Below are 17,661 nucleotides of genomic sequence, written 5' to 3'. Positions count from 1 at the left end.
AGCTTTTCGTGGGGAAGTTCGACTACCAGTCGATGTATCGAAGGCGTAGTCTTCGCTCTGCCGTCGCCATTAACCGGAAGGGGTGCGCATGGACCGCGGGATGGTCGGCAGTACCAGTAAGGGCCGGCTGCATGTCGAGGTTCGCCACCACGGCCCCACTGCTGTCGTGACTCCGGCGGGTGAACTCGATCACCACACCGCCGAAGTGCTGCGGGAGCCGCTGGACGAATGCGTCGACCAGGGGCGGGTCCGCCTGGTGGTCGACTGCTCCCAGCTGGAGTTCTGCGACTCGACGGGGCTCAACGTTCTGCTCGGTGCGCGGCTGAGGGCGGAGGAGGCCGGGGGTTCCGTCCATCTGGCCGGAATGCTGCCCGTCGTGGCGAGGGTGTTCGAGATCACGGGCGCGGAGGCGGTGTTCGCCGTGCACGACACCGTGGAGGAGGCGCTCGCCGACTCACCCGCCGACTGACCCCTTCTACCGCCGGCCCTTCCGCCGGGGAAGTGTTACGCGCGTCACACCACGCAACTCGAATATCTCGAATATGTGGGTGTTCCCCAGGAGAGGTCGGGCAGGAGACAGCTGAATCTGATGAAAGCGTCGGGTATCCGTAACCTGTCTATCGGCGAACCGGTGAGGTGAAGCGCTGATGAGCACCACTCGCCCGTATTCGCCGGGCGATCATGGCCCGGATCCGGGCGATGCGGCCTCCACCCCCCTATCCGGCTTCGGACAGGTCCGCACGCTGCGTCTGGAAGGCGCCAGCGGCATTGTGCCGACGGCGCGTGACTTCACACGCCAGGCCCTCCACGACTGGGGCTGGCTGCCGGCCGGCTCGCCCGAGCAGCGGGCGGCCGCCGAGGATGTCCTGCTGGTCGTCTCAGAGCTCGTGACCAACGCGTGCCTGCATGCCGAGGGCCCGGAGGAACTCCGGCTCGGCAGCGCGGGGAAGGTGCTCCGGCTGGAGATCGACGACCGCGGCGATGGCTCTCCCGCACCCCGCACCCCGCACCGCGCGGGCCGTCCGGGCGGGCACGGGATGTTCATCGTCCAGCGGCTGTGCAAGCACTGGGGGGTCGAACGGAATTCCGACGGCGTGGGCAAGACCGTCTGGGCGGAGCTGACCGCCCCGGAATGACCCCGCCCGCATGACGCCGGAGCGACCCCGCCCAACGGGTACTACAGGCGAGAGGGCCCGGACCACCTCAGGTGGTCCGGGCCCTCTCGCCGCGCGCCGGGTCTGCCGGGCGCCGCCGCTCAGGCGACGGGCCGCGCCGAGCCGCCCGCACCGCCGCGGCCGGAGTGCCGTCGCCGGCTGCGGCCCTCACCGCTGCGGGTGCGGTGCGGCGCACCGCCCGTGCCACCCGCCCCGCCGGCCCGCCCGGAGCCGCCGGAGCGCGGTCCGCGCTTACGGGCCGGGGCCGCCGGCTGGGCCGGGGCCTGGACGACGATGGCCCGGCCCGACGGCGGACGCGCGCCGGTGATCCGCACCAGCTCCGGGTCGCCGGGCCGCACCCGCGCCGTGCCGGGGGAGATCCGGGCCTCCGCCATCAGCTTGCTCATGTCCCGCCGCTGGTCGGGGGTGACGAGGGTGACGACGGTGCCCGCCTCGCCGGCCCGTGCCGTGCGGCCGCCGCGGTGCAGGTAGTCCTTCGCCTCGGTCGGCGGATCGACGTTGACCACGAGGTCGAGCCCGTCGATGTGGATGCCGCGCGCCGCGACGTTCGTGGCGATCAGCGTCGTGGCCTCACCGGTCCGGAACTGCTCCAGCGTCCGGGTGCGCTGCGGCTGCGACTTGCCGCCGTGCAGCGCCACGGCCCGCACCCCGGCGGCCAGCAGCTGCTTGGTGAGCCGGTCGGCGCCGCGCTTGGTGTGCACGAACATGATCGTGCGGCCCTCGCGCGCGGCGATCTCCGTCACCGTGGCCTTCTTGTCCGTGTCCTGGACGTGCAGCACATGGTGCTCCATGGCCGTGACGGTGGCCGCCGAGGGGTCCACGGAGTGGGTCACCGGATCGACCAGGAAGCGGCGCACCAGCTTGTCGACGTTGCGGTCCAGCGTCGCCGAGAAGAGCATCCGCTGCCCGTCCGGCGCCACCTGCTCCATGAGCCGGGTGACCTGCGGCAGGAAGCCCATGTCCGTCATCTGGTCGGCCTCGTCCAGCACGGTGACGGCGACATCGCCGAGCGAGCAGGAGCGGCGGTCGATCAGATCGGCGAGCCGGCCCGGGGTGGCGACGAGCACCTCGGCGCCCTTGCGCAGCGCCTCGGTCTGCCGGTTGATCGACATTCCGCCGACGACGGTGGCGATGCGCAGCCCGAGCGCCGTCGCGTACGGGGTGAGGGCGTCGGTGACCTGGGTCGCCAGCTCCCGCGTGGGGACGAGGACGAGTGCGAGGGGCCGCTTGCTGTCGGCCCGGCGGCCGGCGGTGCGGCTGAGCATCGGCAGGCCGAAGGCGAGCGTCTTCCCGGAACCGGTCCGGCCGCGGCCGAGGACGTCCCGGCCGGCGAGCGAGTCGGGCAGCGTCGCGGACTGGATGGGGAACGGGTCGGTGACGCCGTTCGCCGTCAGCGCGGTGAGCAGCGCCGGGTTCAGCGGCAGCTCCGCGAAGGTCGCGGCGGGCGGCCGCGGGGGAGTGCCGGAGGCCGCGGGGGCCGCGGGCTCGGTGGAGACGGCCGGTGCGGCCGCCTTCCGGGCGCCGCCGCGCGTGCCGTTCTTCGGGGCGTTCGCGGGACCGCGGCCGCGCGAGCGCGGGCTGCGGCGGCCGGATCCGGATCCGGAGCCGCCGGTGGGAGTGCCGGAAGCGGCGGAGCCGCTGGTGGTGGGGCGGGGCATAAGGAGCCTTCCTGCTGCGGGTGAGCTCGGCGGCGTAACGGTTGCGGACCGCGCCGGGCGGCGCGGCCCCCCGCGGCAGGGAGCTCGGTGGGGCACGGGAAGGGGCCCGCACCGGTAGTGCGGGCCCCTGCCGTGAGATACGCGGTGGTCCTCAGCGCATCAGAGAGCGCGGATGTTCTCCGCCTGCGGGCCCTTGGGGCCCTGCGTGACGTCGAACTCGACCTTCTGGCCCTCGAGGAGCTCACGGAACCCCTGGGCGTTGATGTTGGAGTAGTGGGCGAAGACGTCGGGGCCGCCGCCGTCCTGCTCCAGGAAGCCGAAGCCCTTCTCCGAGTTGAACCACTTCACGGTGCCGGTAGCCACAATTCTCTCCTTCATGGGGGGACGTGCGGAGCGGCACTGCGCCGCTCCGAGTCGCTGAGATGTTCGCCCCAGTCCGGAAAAGCTTCCGGCAAAACAAAGAGCGCCCGGGATCACAATTTCCCAGGCGCGCACGTTCTTGGGTACCACAACTGCAACTCCGCCAACTTAGCACACAAAAGACGGAGATGGTCCTGTGTCCCCGGCCACAGCGGTCCTGCCACAGCGGTCCCGGCCCGGCGGTCCCGCTCCGCGCGGCGCCGGCGGCGGGGTGTCCCCGGTCCGCCCCGGCCTCGCGGGGCCGCGGACTACCATCACCCCATGACCCGTGTACTGCTCGCCGAGGATGACGCGTCCATCTCGGAGCCGCTCGCCCGCGCCCTGCGCCGCGAGGGGTACGAGGTCGAGGTGCGGGAGGACGGGCCGGCCGCCCTCGACGCGGGCCTGCGGGACGCCGTCGATCTCCTCGTCCTCGATCTGGGCCTGCCGGGCATGGACGGGCTGGAAGTGGCCCGCCGGCTGCGCACGGAGGGGCACACCTTTCCGATCCTCGTGCTCACCGCGCGCGCCGACGAGGTCGACACCGTGGTCGGCCTCGACGCGGGCGCCGACGACTACGTCACCAAGCCCTTCCGGCTCGCCGAACTCCTCGCCCGGGTGCGGGCCCTGCTGCGCCGCGGCGTGGCCGAGGCCCCCCAGCAGCCGCAGGCCACCCACGGCGTCCGCATCGACGTCGAATCGCACCGCGCCTGGATGGGGGAGGAGGAACTCCAGCTCACCGCGAAGGAGTTCGACCTGCTCCGGGTGCTGGTACGGGACGCCGGCCGGGTCGTCACCCGCGACCAGCTGATGCGCGAGGTGTGGGACACCACCTGGTGGTCCTCCACCAAGACCCTCGACATGCACATCTCCTGGCTCCGCAAGAAGCTGGGGGACGACGCCGCCAACCCCCGCTACATCGCGACCGTCCGCGGCGTCGGATTCCGTTTCGAGAAGAGCTGACCCGGGCCGCGCGGCCCGGGTGACGCGAGAACCCTGCCCCCGCCCCCTCCCGGAGTGCCCGCCCCGTCCCGGAGTGCACCGTGCGCCGTCGTCTGATCAACTCCACGCTCGCCGTGGTCCTCGTCGTCATCGCCGTGTTCGGGATCTCGCTCGTCCTCGTCGAGGCCCGCACCATCAAGGAAGCCGCGCAGGAGAGCGTGGAGTCCGACGCCGTCCGGCTGATGAGCGTGGTGGACGGGCGGCTGGCCGGCGGTGACCGGGTCGGTCCCGAGGTCCTGCGCGAGCAAGTGGCGGCGGGGCGCTACGCCCTGGTCGAGATGGACGGCGCCCCCGACCTGGAGATCGGTGAGCAGCCGCCGGGCGAGGTCATCGAGGCCGAGGTCACCGGCGACATGGGCGAGCGGATCACCGTACGGGAGTCGGCCGCCGTGGTCGGGGACCAGATCGGCCGCGCCGTCCTGATCATCCTCGGGGTCTCCCTGCTCGCCGTCCTGGCGGCCCTGCTGCTGGCCCTGTGGCAGGCCCGCCGGCTGACGGCGCCGCTCACCGACCTCGCCGACACGGCCGAACGGCTCGGTTCCGGCGACCCCCGGCCGCGCCACCGGCGGTACGGGGTGCCGGAACTCGACCGGGTCGCGGACGTCCTCGACGCCAGCGCCGAGCGCATCGGCCGGATGCTCACCGCGGAACGGCGTCTGGCGGCCGACGCCTCGCACCAGCTCCGCACACCGCTGACCGCGCTCTCCATGCGGCTGGAGGAGATCTCGGGCACCGACGACCCCGAGACGGTCAAGGAGGAGGCGGCGATAGCGCTCGGGCAGGTGGAGCGGCTGACCGACGTCGTCCAGCGGCTGCTCACCAACTCGCGCGACCCGCGCACCGGTTCGGCCGTCTCGTTCGATCTGGACGAGGTGGTCAAGCAGCAGGTGGAGGAGTGGCGTCCGGCCTACCGCAGCGCGGGACGGGCGGTGGTCTGCTCGGGCAAGAAGGGGCTGCGGGCGGTCGGCACCCCGGGCGCGGTGTCCCAGGTCCTCGCCACCCTGGTGGAGAACTCGCTGATGCACGGTGCGGGAACGGTCGCCCTGCGCACCCGCGTCACCGGTAACCAGGTCGTCGTCGAGGTCGCGGACGAGGGGCCGGGGGTCTCCCCGGCACTGGGCGCGCGGGTGTTCGAGCGCACGGTCAGTGGCCGCAACTCCACGGGCATCGGCCTGGCGGTCGCCCGCGACCTGGCGGAAGCGGACGGCGGCCGGCTGGAACTGCTGCAGCAGCGGCCGCCGGTCTTCGCGTTGTTCCTGAGCCGCGAAGCGGATGAGGCGTAGGGAGGAGTCTGAGCCGCGAAGCGGATGAGGCATAGGGAGGGGCCTCAGCCGCGAGGCGGAGAGGGCACAGACGGGTCTCAGCCGCGGGGTTCCCCGGACGGCGGCGAGTCGTCCGCCGGCGCCGGAAAGCTCCCGGCCGCGACGGGCTCCCCGGCCGGCTGCCTCCGGAACACCCAGGTCCGGTACGACCAGAAGCGGAAGACCGAGGCGATGCCGACCCCGACGACGTTCTTCGCGATGTTGTCCGCGAGGGTCGAGGTGTAGCCGAGCCCGTAGTGGGAGAGCGCCAGGATGCCGTTCTCGATCACCAGCCCGATGCCGCTGAAGAACACGAAGCGTCCCAGCTCCCGGCTCTGGCCGTCCTTGTCGCTGGCGCGGTACGTCCAGTGCCGGTTGCCGAGGTAGTTGGTGCCGATGGCGGCGACGGTGGCGATGACCCCGGAGCGGACGACGGCGAGCCCGAAGCCGTGCACGCAGAGGTTGAAGACCAGGAAGTTGACGAGGGTGCCGACGGCTCCGACGGTCCCGAACTTCGCCGCTTCCCGGCTCACTCGCCGCATCCGGCTGCGCAGTGTCGGCCTTCCGGTCATGAGGATGGTCTGACTCCGTCGTTCGGCGGCCGGGAGCGTCCGCGGCGGCCCGCGGGCAGCGGTGAGCGGTCGTGCCGGGCTGGGGGCGGCTGAGTGCCGGCCCGCCGGCGGGCGGGCCACCTCATGCTAACCACGCGCTACCGCGCTCCGCGCGCGGATCCGGGCCCGCCGGCTCCGCCGCAGGTGGGTCCGGGTATGGAGGATCCTCCGAGAGACCGGGCGGCGGGAGCGTGGCGGCGGGCGGATACCCTGGTTCGTGTGACATTCCCGGTGGTCGGCATGGTCGGTGGCGGACAGCTCGCCCGTATGACCCACGAGGCGGGCATCCCCCTCGGCATCAGGTTCAAGCTGCTCAGCGACACCCCGCAGGACTCCGCGGCCCAGGTCGTGAGCGACGTGGTCGTGGGGGACTACCGCGACCTCGGCACCCTTCGTGCTTTCGCACAGGGCTGCGACGTGATCACCTTCGACCACGAGCACGTCCCGACCGAACACCTGCGGGCGCTGGAAGCGGACGGCATCCCCGTGCGCCCCGGACCCGGTGCCCTGGTCCACGCCCAGGACAAGGGCGTGATGCGGGCCGGGCTGGACCGGATCGGGATCGCCTGCCCGCGCCACCGGATCGTGGCCGACCCCGCCGACGTCACCCGCTTCGCCGCCGAGGGGGACGGCTTCCCGGTCGTCCTCAAGACCGTCCGCGGCGGCTACGACGGCAAGGGCGTCTGGGTGGTCCGGGACGAGGCCGGGGCCGCCGATCCGTTCAAGGCGGGCGTGCCGGTGCTCGCCGAGGAGATGGTCGACTTCGCCCGGGAGCTCGCGGCCAATGTGGTCCGCTCCCCGCACGGCCAGGCCGTCGCCTATCCCGTCGTGGAGTCGCGGCAGGTGAACGGGGTCTGCGACACCGTGATCGCGCCCGCCCCCGGCCTCTCCGAGGAGCTGTCCGGCGAGGCCCAGCGGATGGCGCTGACCATCGCCGAGCAGTTGGACGTCACCGGCCATCTCGCCGTGGAGCTGTTCGAGACCCGGGACGGCCGGCTGCTCGTCAACGAGCTCGCCATGCGGCCGCACAACTCCGGCCACTGGACCCAGGACGGCGCCGTCACCTCGCAGTTCGCCAACCACGTCCGCGCCGTGCTCGACCTGCCGCTCGGCGACCCGCGCTCCCGCGCGCCCTGGACGGTCATGGTCAACGTCCTCGGCGGCGACTATCCCGACATGTACTCCGCGTATCTGCACTGCATGGCCCGGGACCCGCAGCTCAAGATCCACATGTACGGCAAGGACGTGAAGCCCGGCCGCAAGGTCGGCCATGTCACCACCTACGGCGACGACCTGGCCGAGGTGCTCGAACGCGCCCGGCACGCCGCCGGCTACCTCCGAGGGACGATCACCGAATGAGCGCCACCGCCCCCGCCGTCGGCATCGTGATGGGCTCCGACTCCGACTGGCCGGTGATGGAGGCCGCGGCCGAGGCCCTCGCCGAGTTCGGCATCGCCCACGAGGCCGACGTCGTCTCCGCGCACCGGATGCCGCACGAGATGATCGCCTACGGCGAGCAGGCCGCGGACCGGGGACTCAAGGTGATCATCGCGGGCGCGGGCGGAGCCGCCCACCTCCCCGGGATGCTGGCCTCCGTCACCCCGCTCCCGGTCATCGGCGTCCCCGTCCCGCTGAAGCACCTCGACGGTATGGACAGCCTGCTCTCCATCGTGCAGATGCCGGCCGGGGTCCCCGTCGCCACCGTCTCCGTGGCGGGCGCGCGCAACGCGGGCCTGCTGGCCGTGCGGATGCTCGCCGCCCACGACCCGGAACTGCTGGAGCGGATGCGGGAGTTCCAGGAGAAGCTCAGGGAACAGGCCACCGAGAAGGGCAAGCGGCTGCGGGCCAAGACCGGCGGCGCGGGCGGATTCGGCTTCGGAGGCTGATTCGCGGCCCGAGGGGTGCGGGCATGGATGGAGTCATGACCGATCACGACCAGGCACCTGACCCGCACCTCGCCGAAGCCCGCGCGCTCCTCGCTGAGCACCCCGTCGCCGACGGCCACAACGACCTGCCCTGGGCGCTGCGCGAACAGGTCTTCTACGACCTGGACCGCCGCGACCTCGCCGCCGACCAGAGCGCCCATCTGCACACCGACCTCGCCCGGCTGCGGGCGGGCGGCGTCGGCGCGCAGTTCTGGTCGGTCTACGTCCGCTCCGACTACGACGGCGACCGCGCCGTCAGCGCCACCCTCGAACAGATCGACGTCGTCGGCCGGCTCATCGACCGCCACCCCGGCGACCTCCGGCGTGCCCTGACCGCGGACGACATGGAGGCCGCCCGCGCCGAGGGCCGGATCGCCTCCCTCATGGGCGCCGAGGGCGGTCACAGCATCAACTGCTCGCTGGGAACGCTCCGTTCCCTCCACGCGCTGGGTGTGCGCTATATGACGCTCACCCACAACGACAACATCGCCTGGGCCGACTCGGCGACCGACGAGAAGCGGATCGGCGGACTGAGCCGCTTCGGCGAGGAGGTCGTCCGGGAGATGAACCGCTGCGGGATGCTCGTGGACCTCTCCCACGTCTCCGCCGGCACGATGCGCGACGCGCTGCGCGTCACCGAGGCGCCCGTCCTCTTCTCGCACTCCTCCGCGCGCGCCGTCTGCGACCACCCGCGCAACATCCCCGACGACGTGCTGGAGGCGCTGCCGGCCAACGGCGGCACCGCGATGGTCACCTTCGTACCGAAGTTCGTCCTGCCCGCCGCCATCGCCTGGACGGAGGCGGCCGACCTCAACATGAAGGCCCACGGCCTGCATCCGCTCGACACCACCGAGGCCGCCATGCGGGTGCAGCGGATGTACGAGGAGCGGCATCCGCGGCCGGTCGCCACCGCCGCGGACGTTGCCGACCACCTCGACCACATGCGCGAGGCGGCCGGCGTCGACCACATCGGCATCGGCGGCGATTACGACGGCATCGCCTTCACCCCGGCCGGCCTGGAGGACGTCGCCGGCTACCCGAACCTGATCGCGGAACTGCTGCGGCGCGGCTGGTCGAAGACCGACCTGGCGAAACTCACCTGGCGGAACGCCGTCCGCACGCTGCGCGCCGCCGAGGACGTCGCCCGCGACCTCCGCTCCCGGCGCGGCCCGTCGAACGCCACCATCGGCGAACTGGACGGGCCGGACGGGGCGGAGGGGCCGGACGGGGCGGAGGGGCCGGACGGGCCCGCCGGCTGAGCGCACGCCGGGCACCGGGAGCCGGGGCCCGACGGTGGGCTCGGCCGGCCGGGGTCAGGTGGCGAACGCGGCGTCGACGAGGCAGAAGGGGTGGCCCGCCGGATCGGCGTACACGCGGAACCCGCGCTTGCCTCCCTCGTCGTCGGTGTCCAGGGCGGTGGCGCCGAGCTCCAGGGCGCGCTGCTCCGCCTCGTCCATCGTGTCGACGTAGAGGTCGAGATGGAGCTGCTGCGAGCGCTCGCCCGACGGCCACTGGGGCGGTACGAAGCCCTCCGCACGCTGGAAGGCCAGCTTCCAGCCGTCCTCGGTGGTCAGCTCCACCCAGCGCTCGCTGCCGGTCTCGGTCTTCGGCTCCCCGCCGAGCAGGCCGGCGTAGAAGCGGGCGAGTGCCTGCGGGTCCGGGCAGTCCACCACGATCCAGCCGCGGCGTGCGATGGCCATGCTTCCTCCTTGTGTCGGTCCGGTACCGGAAGGTTGGCCACGAGGCCCGGGGGCAAACCCCGCCGCAGCCGGATGCGCGGCGGATGCGCGGCGGAGGCGGGGCGGAGGCGGGGCCGGACGGGACGGAGGAGCGGACGGGCAGGCGGGCGGGCAGGTGGGCGGGCAGGCGGGCCCGGCCCGGAACGACGGCGGCCCTCCCCGTGGCGCGTCCTGCGCGCCGCACCACGGGAAGGGCCGTGTCCGCCACCGCGGCAGGTGTCCGTCTCACCGGCCGCCGCGGCGGTGCCCTGTTCCCGGTGGGGCTCAGGGCAGTCCCGTGGTCCAGTCGGAGATCCTCCCCATCGACGGGGCCGTCGTCCGGGGCCGGCGGGGAGGCTCCGGCGCGGGCGGCGGCTCCGGGGCCGGGGCGGCCGGGGGCCGCGGGGCCCGGGGCGGGGCGGGCGGGCGCAGGCCGAAGAGCGAGCCGGCGGCCGCCGTGAGGTCCGCGGCGCACTGTGCGGCGGGCCGTTCCGGGACGGCCGTGCGGCGCAGTGAGCCGACGAGCGCGTCCTCCACCAGCTCCAGCCTGCGCACCAGTTCGTTCTGGTGCACGGGCCCGCGCCGGAAACGGTGCGCCAGGGCGGTGAGCACCCCCTGCGAGCTGTTCTGCACCAGTGCCAGGGCCTGCCAGCCGCGCGGCAGCCGCTCCGGGGAGCCTCCCTCGGCCCCGGCGACGGGCGCGCCGAGGGCCTCCCGGATCCGGGGGCCGGCGCTCGCGTGCCACTCCGCCATCTCACCGGTGAGATCGGCGTTGAGCCCGTCGAGGAAGACCATCAGCGCGGCCGCTCCGGCCGTCGTGCCGTCGACGTGCTCCCCGGGTGTCTCCCGAGGGGTGCCGTAGCCGTAGCCGGGGGAACGGCTGTTCCACAGGAAGGCGCGGAGCGGGTCGAGGGCCGCGGTGGCGAGTTCGACGGCGGCCTGGCAGGCGTAGTCGGTGGGCACCGTCCGTCACCCTTTCCCTTCGCCGGAGGTCCCGCCGGCGGGGGCGGACTCCGCCGCCAGGGCGAGGAACTCCGCGAGGTGGATGGCGCGGGCCCGGGAGCGCCGGCGCTTCAGCCCTTGCTGGACCTGGCGGAGGCAGCCCGGGTTGACCGTGACGACGTAGTCGACGTCCAGCCGCTCGATGTCGTCGAGCTTCGGGTCCAGCACGGCCTTGCTGTCGTCCGGCCGGAGCATGGCGTAGGTGCCTGCGGCACCGCAGCACTGGCCGGCGCCCGGGAGTTCGACGTAGTCGGCGACGGCGGCGATGAGCTCGCGGGGCGGCCGGGTGACTCCCAGGCCGTTGCGCAGATGGCAGGAGTCCTGGAGCGCGGCCCGGGCCCGGCGGCCGTCGACGGTGACCTCGCCGGCGGGGGCGTACCGCGCCTCGTCGAGATACTCGCTCAGCTCCCGCACCCGGTCCCGGCCCAGATGGTGGGCGAGGTGGGCGGCGCAGCCGCCGGCGGTGGTCACGATGGTGCCGGGCAGCTGCTCGCCGAGGGTCCGTGCCAGCTCGGCACCGGCGGAGGAGTCGCCGTTGTGGGCGTGCAGCGCGCCGCAGCAGCCCTGCGCGGCGGGGACGGCGACCTCGGGGCGCAGTTCCCGGACGGCCCGGGAGACCTTCGGGTAGAGGCCCCGCTCGACACAGCCGAGCATGAGCGAGACCGGCCGGTCCGGTGCGGCCTGCCCGTCCGGGGCGCCGTCCGGCAGCGACGGCCCGGACGGCGTGTCCGGCCGGGTCGGTGCCGTGGTCGGCTCGGCCGCGACCCGGTCCGGCTTGGCCCCGGGCCCGCCGCGCGCGTGGCGGCGTACCAGTCCCTGGAGCCGCAGCAGCGCCGGGCGCGACATGATCAGCATCAGGATCCGCGCGATCCACGGCCGGTTCCGGCCGCTCCACTGGTGGTCGCGCCACTGCTCCAGCAGCGAGCCGTACTCCACCCCGGCGGGGCAGACGGTCTCACAGGCGCGGCAGCCCAGGCAGAACGAGGACTCCTCGGCCAGGGTCGGGTCGTCGGGCGGGAGCTGCCCGGTCTCCAGGGCCCGCATCAGGGTGATGCGGCCGCGCGGGGACGAGGTCTCCTCGCCGGTGAGGGCGTAGGTGGGGCAGGCGGGCAGGCAGAAACCGCAGGAGATGCAGCGGTCGAGCAGGTTCTTGTCGAAGATGCCGAGGCCGGCGCCCGGCCCGGGGGCGGGGGGAGCGGGCCGGTGGCCGGGGGCGCCGCCGGCCGGACCGGGGTCCGGGGTTGCATCACCGCAGCAGGCCGTCCCCCCGGAGGCTGCGGCGCCGGCCTCGGCACCGCGGGCGCCGCCGGTCTCCGCACCGCTGCCGTGGGCCGTGCCGGCCGTGCCCGTCCCGCCGGCCGTGTCGCGGGAGCCGCCACAGGAGCCGCCGCCGCAGCCCGGGCCGCAAGGTCCCGCGTCGCCCTGCCCGGGGTGCTCGCCGTTCCCGGCGTACTCGGCGTTCGTACGGTCGTTCATGATCCGAGCTTTCCGGGGTTGAGGATGCCGGCCGGGTCGAAGGCCGTCTTGACGCGGCGCAGCAGGGCCATCTGGTCCTCGCCGATCTTGTCCGCGAGATACGGCAGCTTGGCCGCGCCCACGCCGTGTTCGCCGGTGATGGTGCCGTCCATGGCGATGGCGGCGGCGAAGATCTCCGCGAACGCCCGGTGCGCGCGGTCGGCGCCCTCGGTGTCCTCGGGATCGAGGACGCAGGTCGGGTGGAGGTTGCCGTCCCCGGCGTGGCCGAAGGTGGCGATCAGCAGGTTGTGTTTCGCGGCGATCTCGTCGATGCGGTCGACCATCTCGGCCTGCCGGTGCCGCGGCACGGTGGCGTCCTCCAGGATCGTCAGCGAACCGAGGCGGGAGAGGGCCGGGAGGGAGCAGCGGCGGGCCGCGAGCAGGGCGTCGGCGCGGGCGACGTCCTCCGCGAGGGTGGTCTCCAGCGCCCCGGCGTCCGCGCAGACGTCCTGGATGCGGGCCAGGTTCCCGGCCACGGCGCCGGGCGCGCCGTCGTCGCCGAAGAGCAGCAGCGCGCCGGCGTCCTGCCGCAGTCCCAGGCCGGCGAACTCCTCGACCGCCGCGATGCACTTGCGGTCGAGGAACTCCAGCGTGGCGGGGACGATCCCGGCGGAGATCACGTTCGCGACCGCCCGCGAGGCGTCGGCCAGGGAGTCGAAGTAGGCGACGCCGGTGCCGCTCTCCTCGGGGGCGGGCAGCAGCGCGACGGTGACCTCGGTGATCACCGCGAGGGTGCCCTCGGAGCCGGTGAGAAGCCGGGTGAGGTCGTAGCCCGCGACGTCCTTCCACAGCCGGCCGCCGGTCCGGATGATCTCGCCGGTGGGCAGGACCGCCTCCAGGCCGAGCACGTAGTTGCGGGTGACGCCGTACTTCAGGCCGCGCAGCCCGCCCGCGCAGGTGGCTACATTGCCCCCGACCGTCGAGACGGTGCGGCTTCCGGGGTCCGGGGCGTAGAGCAGGCCCCGGGCCGCCGCCGCGTCGGCGAGGGCGGCGGTGCTGACGCCGGTCTGCACCCGGGCCAGCAGCTCCTCGGGGCTGACCTCCAGGATCTCGTTGAGCCGGGTGAGGACGAGCACGATGCCGCCGGTCAGCGGCACGGTGGCGGCGCACAGGTTGGAGCCGGCGCCGCGCGGCACGACGGGGACGCGCCGTTCGGTGGCGTACCGCAGGACCGCGGCGACCTCCTCGGTGCTGCCGGGCAGCACCACGGCCTGCGGCAGGGCGTGGAAGAGCGGGGTGGCGTCGCGGCCGTAGGCGGTCAGCGCGCCGGCGTCCGTGCGGACGTGGCCGGGGCCGACGATGGCCGCCAGATCGCGGGCGAGATCGGTGTCCGTGGTCATCAGTGCGCCACCATCCGGTCGGGTACGGGCGTCGGGTGCGGGGAGGCCGTCCGGCGGACGGCGACGGGTGGGACGTGGCGCCGTCCGGCGGACCCGCGGAACGGTTCGCCCGCGCCTCCGGCCGGCCTCGTCACCGCGGCCGCGGGGGCCGGGTTCCGCGGGGAGACCACCATCGTGCCCGGGGGACCCGCGGCGGGGTGGAAGACCTGCTGGCAGGCAGCCATGACGCGCCCTCGCCTCTCTGTGTGCCGGCCGGCGGCGCACGCCACTCCGGCCCGGGGGAACCCGGAGATTGTCAGACAACAAAACATGTCTGTCAATGGATCCCGTCTGTCAATGAGGGCGCCGCGCCCATGTGAGAATGAGGCCCCTGCCCGACGGAGGTGTTCATGGCTCCGGACGCCGCCCTTCGGCTGTCCACCGTCTCGGTCGTCGAGGCGCTCGCCGCGTCCCTGCGGGACCGGGTGCTCGACGGGCGGATCGCGCCCGGTACCGCCCTCGCCGAGACGGAGATCGCGGCCGAGTACGCCGTCTCCCGGCCCACGGCCCGCAGCGCCGTGACCGCCCTGGTGCACGAGGGGCTGCTGCACCGCGAGGCCAACAAGGCGGCGTACGTACCCCAGTTGACCCGGGCCGATGTCGAGGACCTCTTCCTGGTCCGCACGCCCTTGGAGACAGCGGTCGTCCGCCTGCTGGTCGAGCGCGGCACCGTGCCGTCGGCCGCCGCCGAGCGCGCCATCGCGGACCTCGGCCGGCTGGAGGACGACGCCCCGCACAGCGCCTTCGTCGAGAGCGACCTGCGGTTTCACCAGTCACTGGTGGAAGCGGTCGGCAGCCCCCGGCTGAGCCGGCTCTACCGGGGCATCCAGGGCGAGGTCCATCTGTCGATGGTGCAGACGCGGCACGCCCTGGGGCGGGAGCGCATCATCGCGGAGCACACCGCGGTTTTGGACGCCCTGCGCGCCGGGGACGCCGAGGAGGCGGTCCGCACCATGCGCGCGCACCTGGACGGCGCCTGCCACTCACTGCGCGCGGTGGCCGGCGGCAGCACGGGCTGACGGGCCGGGCCCCGCCCGGCGGCGAGCGCGTCCGGCCGAGCCGGCCGGCGGTTTCCGGCCACGCCGTGACGGCCCCCGGCGGCCACGCCGTACCCGCCCCGGCCACGCCATGACGGCCCCCCGGCCGCGGGGAGCGCGCCAGCGCCGGGGGAGAGCGCGGGAAGCCTAGGCGCTGGGCCGTCCCAGGGCCCGGTACGTCCAGCCGGCCTCGCGCCAGGCCTCCGGGTCGAGGGCGTTGCGCCCGTCCAGAATGCGGCGTTCGGCGACGACCTCGCCCAGCGCCACCGGGTCGAGCTCCCGGAACTCCCGCCACTCCGTGAGGTGCAGCACCACATCGGCGCCGCGCGCCGCCTCCAGCGCGCTCGTCGCGTACCCGAGCGTGGGGAAGACGCGGCGGGCGTTCTCCATGGCCTTCGGGTCGTAGACGGTGACCTGGCCGCCCTGGAGGTGGATCTGCCCGGCCACGTTGAGGGCGGGGGAGTCGCGGACATCGTCCGAGTCCGGCTTGAAGGCGGCGCCGAGCACCGCCACCCGCACGCCGAGGAAACCGCCGCCCACGGCCTCGCGGGCCAGTTCGACCATGTGGCCGCGGCGGCGCATGTTGATCGAGTCGACCTCGCGGAGGAAGGCCAGCGCCTGCGGGGAGCCCAGCTCGCCCGCGCGGGCCATGAAGGCCCGGATGTCCTTGGGCAGACAGCCGCCGCCGAAGCCGATCCCGGCCCGCAGGAACTTCTTGCCGATCCGCTCGTCGTGCCCGATGGCCTCGGCGAGCTTGGCGACGTCGCCGCCGGCGGCCTCGCAGACCTCGGCCATCGCGTTGATGAAGGAGATCTTGGTGGCGAGGAAGGAGTTGGCGGCGACCTTCACCAGCTCGGCGGTCGGGTAGTCGGTGACGACCAGCGGCGAGCCCTCGGCGAGCGGGGTCGCGTAGACCTCCCGCAGCTGCTTCTCGGCCCGTTCGCTCGCGACGCCGATGACGATGCGGTCCGGGTGCAGCGTGTCCTTGACGGCGAAGCCCTCGCGCAGGAACTCCGGGTTCCAGGCGAGCTCCGCGTCCTCGCCCACCGGGGCCTGCTCGGCGAGCAGGGCGGCGAGCCGGGCCGCGCTGCCCACCGGCACGGTGGACTTGCCGACGACGAGGGCGGGCCGGCGCAGATGCGGCGCCAGGGAGGCGAACGCGCTGTCGACGTAGCTCATGTCGCAGGCGTACTCGCCGTGCTTCTGCGGGGTGTTGACGCAGACGAAGTGGACGTCGCCGAACTCGCCCACCTCCTCGTAGGAGGTGGTGAAGCGCAGCCGGCCGCTGGAGCCGGGGTGGCCCGCGACGTGCTTGCGGAGCAGCTCCTCCAGGCCGGGCTCGTACATGGGGACGTCGCCCGCAGCGAGCATCTCGATCTTCTCGGGGGAGACATCGAGCCCCAGGACCTCGAAACCGAGTTCGGCCATCGCCGCGGCGTGAGTGGCACCGAGGTAGCCGGTGCCGATCACGGTGATCTTGGGTGCCATCGCTACTCCGTATGCGCGTGCGAGCGGACTGCGGCGAGCATATCCGCCCGCCGTGGAGCCCGCCGTCCGCCCGGTGCCCGTTCCGCCGACCGTCCGCGGCCCGTCCCGCCGTCACGCTGTCGCCAAACTCACCTATACCCGGCGGGCCCGCGCGACTAGAATCAAGTTACTTAACGGTAGTTAGCAGCAGCTGGGAGTGAGGGCACCTTGTCGTCCACCGAATTCGACCTCTACCGGCCGTCCGAGGAGCACGACATGCTCCGCGCTTCGGTCCGTGCGCTCGCCGAGGCGAAGATCGCGCCGTTCGCCGCCGAGGTGGACGAGGAGGGCCGCTTCCCGCAGGAGGCGCTGGACGCCCTGACCGCCAACGACCTGCACGCCGTCCACGTCCCCGAGTCCTTCGGCGGCGCGGGCGCCGACGCCCTCTCCGCGGTCATCGTCATCGAGGAGGTGGCCCGCGTCTGCGCCTCCTCCTCCCTGATCCCGGCGGTCAACAAGCTCGGCTCGCTGCCGGTGGTGCTCTCCGGCTCCGAGGAGCTGAAGAAGAAGTACCTGACGCCGCTCGCCAAGGGCCAGGGCATGTTCTCGTACTGCCTCTCCGAGCCGGACGCGGGCTCCGACGCCGCGGGCATGAAGACCCGGGCCGTGCGCGACGGCGACTCTTACGTCCTCAACGGCGTCAAGCGCTGGATCACCAACGCCGGCGTCAGCGAGTACTACACGGTCATGGCCGTCACCGACCCGGAGAAGCGCAGCAAGGGCATCTCCGCCTTCGTCGTCGAGAAGTCCGACGAGGGCGTCTCCTTCGGCGCCCCGGAGAAGAAGCTCGGCATCAAGGGCTCCCCGACCCGCGAGGTCTACTTCGACAACGTCCGCATCCCCGCCGACCGCATGATCGGCGCGGAGGGCACCGGCTTCGCCACCGCGATGAAGACCCTCGACCACACCCGCATCACCATCGCCGCCCAGGCACTCGGCATCGCCCAGGGCGCCCTCGACTACGCCAAGGGCTACGTCCAGGAGCGCAAGCAGTTCGGCAAGCCGATCGCCGACTTCCAGGGCGTCCAGTTCATGCTGGCCGACATGGCGATGAAGATCGAGGCCGCCCGCCAGCTGACGTACGCGGCCGCCGCCAAGTCCGAGCGCGTCGACGCCGACCTCACCTTCTTCGGCGCCGCGGCCAAGTGCTACGCCTCCGATGCCGCCATGGAGGTCACCACCGACGCGGTCCAGCTCCTCGGCGGCTACGGCTACACCCGGGACTACCCGGTGGAGCGCATGATGCGCGACGCCAAGATCACCCAGATCTACGAGGGCACCAACCAGGTCCAGCGCATCGTCATGGCCCGCAACCTGCCCAAGTAACCCGGGCGCGGCCCCTGTTGCCGCCCCGCCCGCACGCGAATGCCCCCCGGCCGGTCAGCGGGGGGCATTCGTCGTGTACGGGCGCG

The 17,661-nt window shown here is 73.5% G+C and carries 17 protein-coding genes; 9 read left to right on the top strand and 8 right to left on the bottom strand.

Annotated elements, in window-relative coordinates:
- The first annotated feature begins 88 nt into the window (after nucleotides 1–88).
- Together IF83_RS0111545 and IF83_RS0111540 are read left to right on the top strand one after the other, a co-directional pair.
- Nucleotides 89–469 (top strand): STAS domain-containing protein, encoded by a 381-nt coding sequence (locus IF83_RS0111545; RefSeq protein ID WP_030544019.1) that lies wholly within the window; start codon nucleotides 89–91, stop codon nucleotides 467–469.
- 178 nt (nucleotides 470–647) lie between these two features.
- Nucleotides 648–1,136, top strand: a complete 489-nt coding sequence (locus IF83_RS0111540; RefSeq protein WP_030544018.1) for an ATP-binding protein — start codon at nucleotides 648–650, stop codon at nucleotides 1,134–1,136.
- Between the two features lie 119 nt (nucleotides 1,137–1,255).
- Here the strand turns inward: IF83_RS0111540 and IF83_RS0111535 are convergent, their stop codons facing one another.
- Both IF83_RS0111535 and IF83_RS0111530 read right to left on the bottom strand, forming a co-directional pair.
- Entirely contained in the window at nucleotides 1,256–2,833 is a 1,578-nt protein-coding gene (locus IF83_RS0111535) for a DEAD/DEAH box helicase (RefSeq protein WP_051722677.1), read from the bottom strand.
- Nucleotides 2,834–2,992: 159 nt separating this feature from the next.
- Nucleotides 2,993–3,196, bottom strand: a complete 204-nt coding sequence (locus IF83_RS0111530) for a cold-shock protein (RefSeq protein ID WP_019711691.1) — start codon at nucleotides 3,194–3,196, stop codon at nucleotides 2,993–2,995.
- 318 nt (nucleotides 3,197–3,514) lie between these two features.
- Here IF83_RS0111530 and IF83_RS0111525 point away from each other — a divergent pair, with 318 nt between their 5' ends.
- Together IF83_RS0111525 and IF83_RS0111520 are read left to right on the top strand one after the other, a co-directional pair.
- Nucleotides 3,515–4,195: a response regulator transcription factor gene (locus tag IF83_RS0111525; protein WP_030544016.1), complete on the top strand. Its 681-nt coding sequence runs from the start codon at nucleotides 3,515–3,517 to the stop codon at nucleotides 4,193–4,195.
- Between the two features lie 80 nt (nucleotides 4,196–4,275).
- The gene (locus tag IF83_RS0111520) at nucleotides 4,276–5,517 is read left to right on the top strand and encodes an ATP-binding protein (protein ID WP_030544015.1); all 1,242 of its coding nucleotides are present in this window, start codon (nucleotides 4,276–4,278) and stop codon (nucleotides 5,515–5,517) included.
- Between the two features lie 77 nt (nucleotides 5,518–5,594).
- Here IF83_RS0111520 and IF83_RS0111515 read toward each other — a convergent pair whose 3' ends face one another.
- Complete coding sequence (locus IF83_RS0111515; protein ID WP_244176998.1) at nucleotides 5,595–6,077, bottom strand: GtrA family protein; 483 nt, start codon at nucleotides 6,075–6,077, stop codon at nucleotides 5,595–5,597.
- A 288-nt stretch (nucleotides 6,078–6,365) separates the two neighbouring features.
- Here IF83_RS0111515 and IF83_RS0111510 point away from each other — a divergent pair, with 288 nt between their 5' ends.
- The 3 genes from IF83_RS0111510 to IF83_RS0111500 are packed head-to-tail and all read left to right on the top strand — an operon-like array spanning nucleotide 6,366 to nucleotide 9,330.
- Nucleotides 6,366–7,505, top strand: a complete 1,140-nt coding sequence (locus tag IF83_RS0111510) for a 5-(carboxyamino)imidazole ribonucleotide synthase (protein WP_037679663.1) — start codon at nucleotides 6,366–6,368, stop codon at nucleotides 7,503–7,505.
- Nucleotides 7,502–8,032 carry a 5-(carboxyamino)imidazole ribonucleotide mutase gene (gene purE, locus IF83_RS0111505; protein ID WP_030544012.1) on the top strand — a complete coding sequence of 177 codons (531 nt, stop codon included), beginning with the start codon at nucleotides 7,502–7,504 and terminating at the stop codon, nucleotides 8,030–8,032. Before IF83_RS0111510 ends, purE begins: the two co-directional genes overlap by 4 nt.
- Nucleotides 8,033–8,067: 35 nt before the next feature.
- On the top strand, nucleotides 8,068–9,330 hold the full coding sequence (locus IF83_RS0111500) for a dipeptidase (RefSeq protein ID WP_051722676.1): 1,263 nt from the start codon (nucleotides 8,068–8,070) through the stop codon (nucleotides 9,328–9,330).
- Nucleotides 9,331–9,384: 54 nt separating this feature from the next.
- On the opposite strand, the gene IF83_RS0111495 is transcribed toward IF83_RS0111500, so the two are convergent.
- From IF83_RS0111495 to IF83_RS0111480, 4 genes are all read right to left on the bottom strand, one after another.
- Complete coding sequence (locus IF83_RS0111495) at nucleotides 9,385–9,771, bottom strand: VOC family protein (RefSeq protein WP_030544010.1); 387 nt, start codon at nucleotides 9,769–9,771, stop codon at nucleotides 9,385–9,387.
- Between the two features lie 303 nt (nucleotides 9,772–10,074).
- Nucleotides 10,075–10,752 carry a hypothetical protein gene (locus IF83_RS0111490; RefSeq protein WP_030544009.1) on the bottom strand — a complete coding sequence of 226 codons (678 nt, stop codon included), beginning with the start codon at nucleotides 10,750–10,752 and terminating at the stop codon, nucleotides 10,075–10,077.
- A 6-nt stretch (nucleotides 10,753–10,758) separates the two neighbouring features.
- Entirely contained in the window at nucleotides 10,759–12,267 is a 1,509-nt protein-coding gene (locus tag IF83_RS0111485) for a (Fe-S)-binding protein (protein ID WP_208605868.1), read from the bottom strand.
- Nucleotides 12,264–13,646, bottom strand: a complete 1,383-nt coding sequence (locus tag IF83_RS0111480; RefSeq protein ID WP_030544007.1) for an FAD-binding oxidoreductase — start codon at nucleotides 13,644–13,646, stop codon at nucleotides 12,264–12,266. Before IF83_RS0111480 ends, IF83_RS0111485 begins: the two co-directional genes overlap by 4 nt.
- Before the next feature lie 389 nt (nucleotides 13,647–14,035).
- Between IF83_RS0111480 and IF83_RS0111470 the strand changes: the two genes are divergently transcribed.
- A complete protein-coding gene (locus IF83_RS0111470) occupies nucleotides 14,036–14,704 on the top strand; it encodes a GntR family transcriptional regulator (protein ID WP_030544005.1) in 669 nt (222 codons plus the stop codon).
- 165 nt (nucleotides 14,705–14,869) lie between these two features.
- Here the strand turns inward: IF83_RS0111470 and IF83_RS0111465 are convergent, their stop codons facing one another.
- Entirely contained in the window at nucleotides 14,870–16,210 is a 1,341-nt protein-coding gene (locus tag IF83_RS0111465; RefSeq protein WP_030544004.1) for a UDP-glucose dehydrogenase family protein, read from the bottom strand.
- A 207-nt stretch (nucleotides 16,211–16,417) separates the two neighbouring features.
- Here IF83_RS0111465 and IF83_RS0111460 point away from each other — a divergent pair, with 207 nt between their 5' ends.
- Nucleotides 16,418–17,575, top strand: coding sequence for an acyl-CoA dehydrogenase (locus IF83_RS0111460; protein ID WP_030544003.1), 1,158 nt, complete (start codon nucleotides 16,418–16,420; stop codon nucleotides 17,573–17,575).
- Nucleotides 17,576–17,661: the final 86 nt, after the last annotated feature.

This window comes from Streptomyces albus subsp. albus (assembly GCF_000719865.1).
GTDB classification, from domain to species: domain Bacteria; phylum Actinomycetota; class Actinomycetes; order Streptomycetales; family Streptomycetaceae; genus Streptomyces; species Streptomyces albus_E.
The sequence above is the reverse complement of the archived record's forward strand: the minus strand, read 5'-3'. Positions and strand labels throughout refer to the sequence as shown.

Coding starts and splice junctions, on each gene's coding strand:
- IF83_RS0111525 (WP_030544016.1), top strand. CDS start 3,515: ATGACCCGTGTACTGCTCGCCGAGGATGACGCGTCCATCTCGGAGCCG.
- IF83_RS0111480 (WP_030544007.1), bottom strand. CDS start 13,646: ATGACCACGGACACCGATCTCGCCCGCGATCTGGCGGCCATCGTCGGC.
- IF83_RS0111515 (WP_244176998.1), bottom strand. CDS start 6,077: ATGCGGCGAGTGAGCCGGGAAGCGGCGAAGTTCGGGACCGTCGGAGCC.
- IF83_RS0111545 (WP_030544019.1), top strand. CDS start 89: ATGGACCGCGGGATGGTCGGCAGTACCAGTAAGGGCCGGCTGCATGTC.
- IF83_RS0111495 (WP_030544010.1), bottom strand. CDS start 9,771: ATGGCCATCGCACGCCGCGGCTGGATCGTGGTGGACTGCCCGGACCCG.
- purE (WP_030544012.1), top strand. CDS start 7,502: ATGAGCGCCACCGCCCCCGCCGTCGGCATCGTGATGGGCTCCGACTCC.
- IF83_RS0111470 (WP_030544005.1), top strand. CDS start 14,036: ATGGCTCCGGACGCCGCCCTTCGGCTGTCCACCGTCTCGGTCGTCGAG.
- IF83_RS0111500 (WP_051722676.1), top strand. CDS start 8,068: ATGACCGATCACGACCAGGCACCTGACCCGCACCTCGCCGAAGCCCGC.
- IF83_RS0111485 (WP_208605868.1), bottom strand. CDS start 12,267: ATGAACGACCGTACGAACGCCGAGTACGCCGGGAACGGCGAGCACCCC.
- IF83_RS0111535 (WP_051722677.1), bottom strand. CDS start 2,833: ATGCCCCGCCCCACCACCAGCGGCTCCGCCGCTTCCGGCACTCCCACC.
- IF83_RS0111540 (WP_030544018.1), top strand. CDS start 648: ATGAGCACCACTCGCCCGTATTCGCCGGGCGATCATGGCCCGGATCCG.
- IF83_RS0111465 (WP_030544004.1), bottom strand. CDS start 16,210: ATGGCACCCAAGATCACCGTGATCGGCACCGGCTACCTCGGTGCCACT.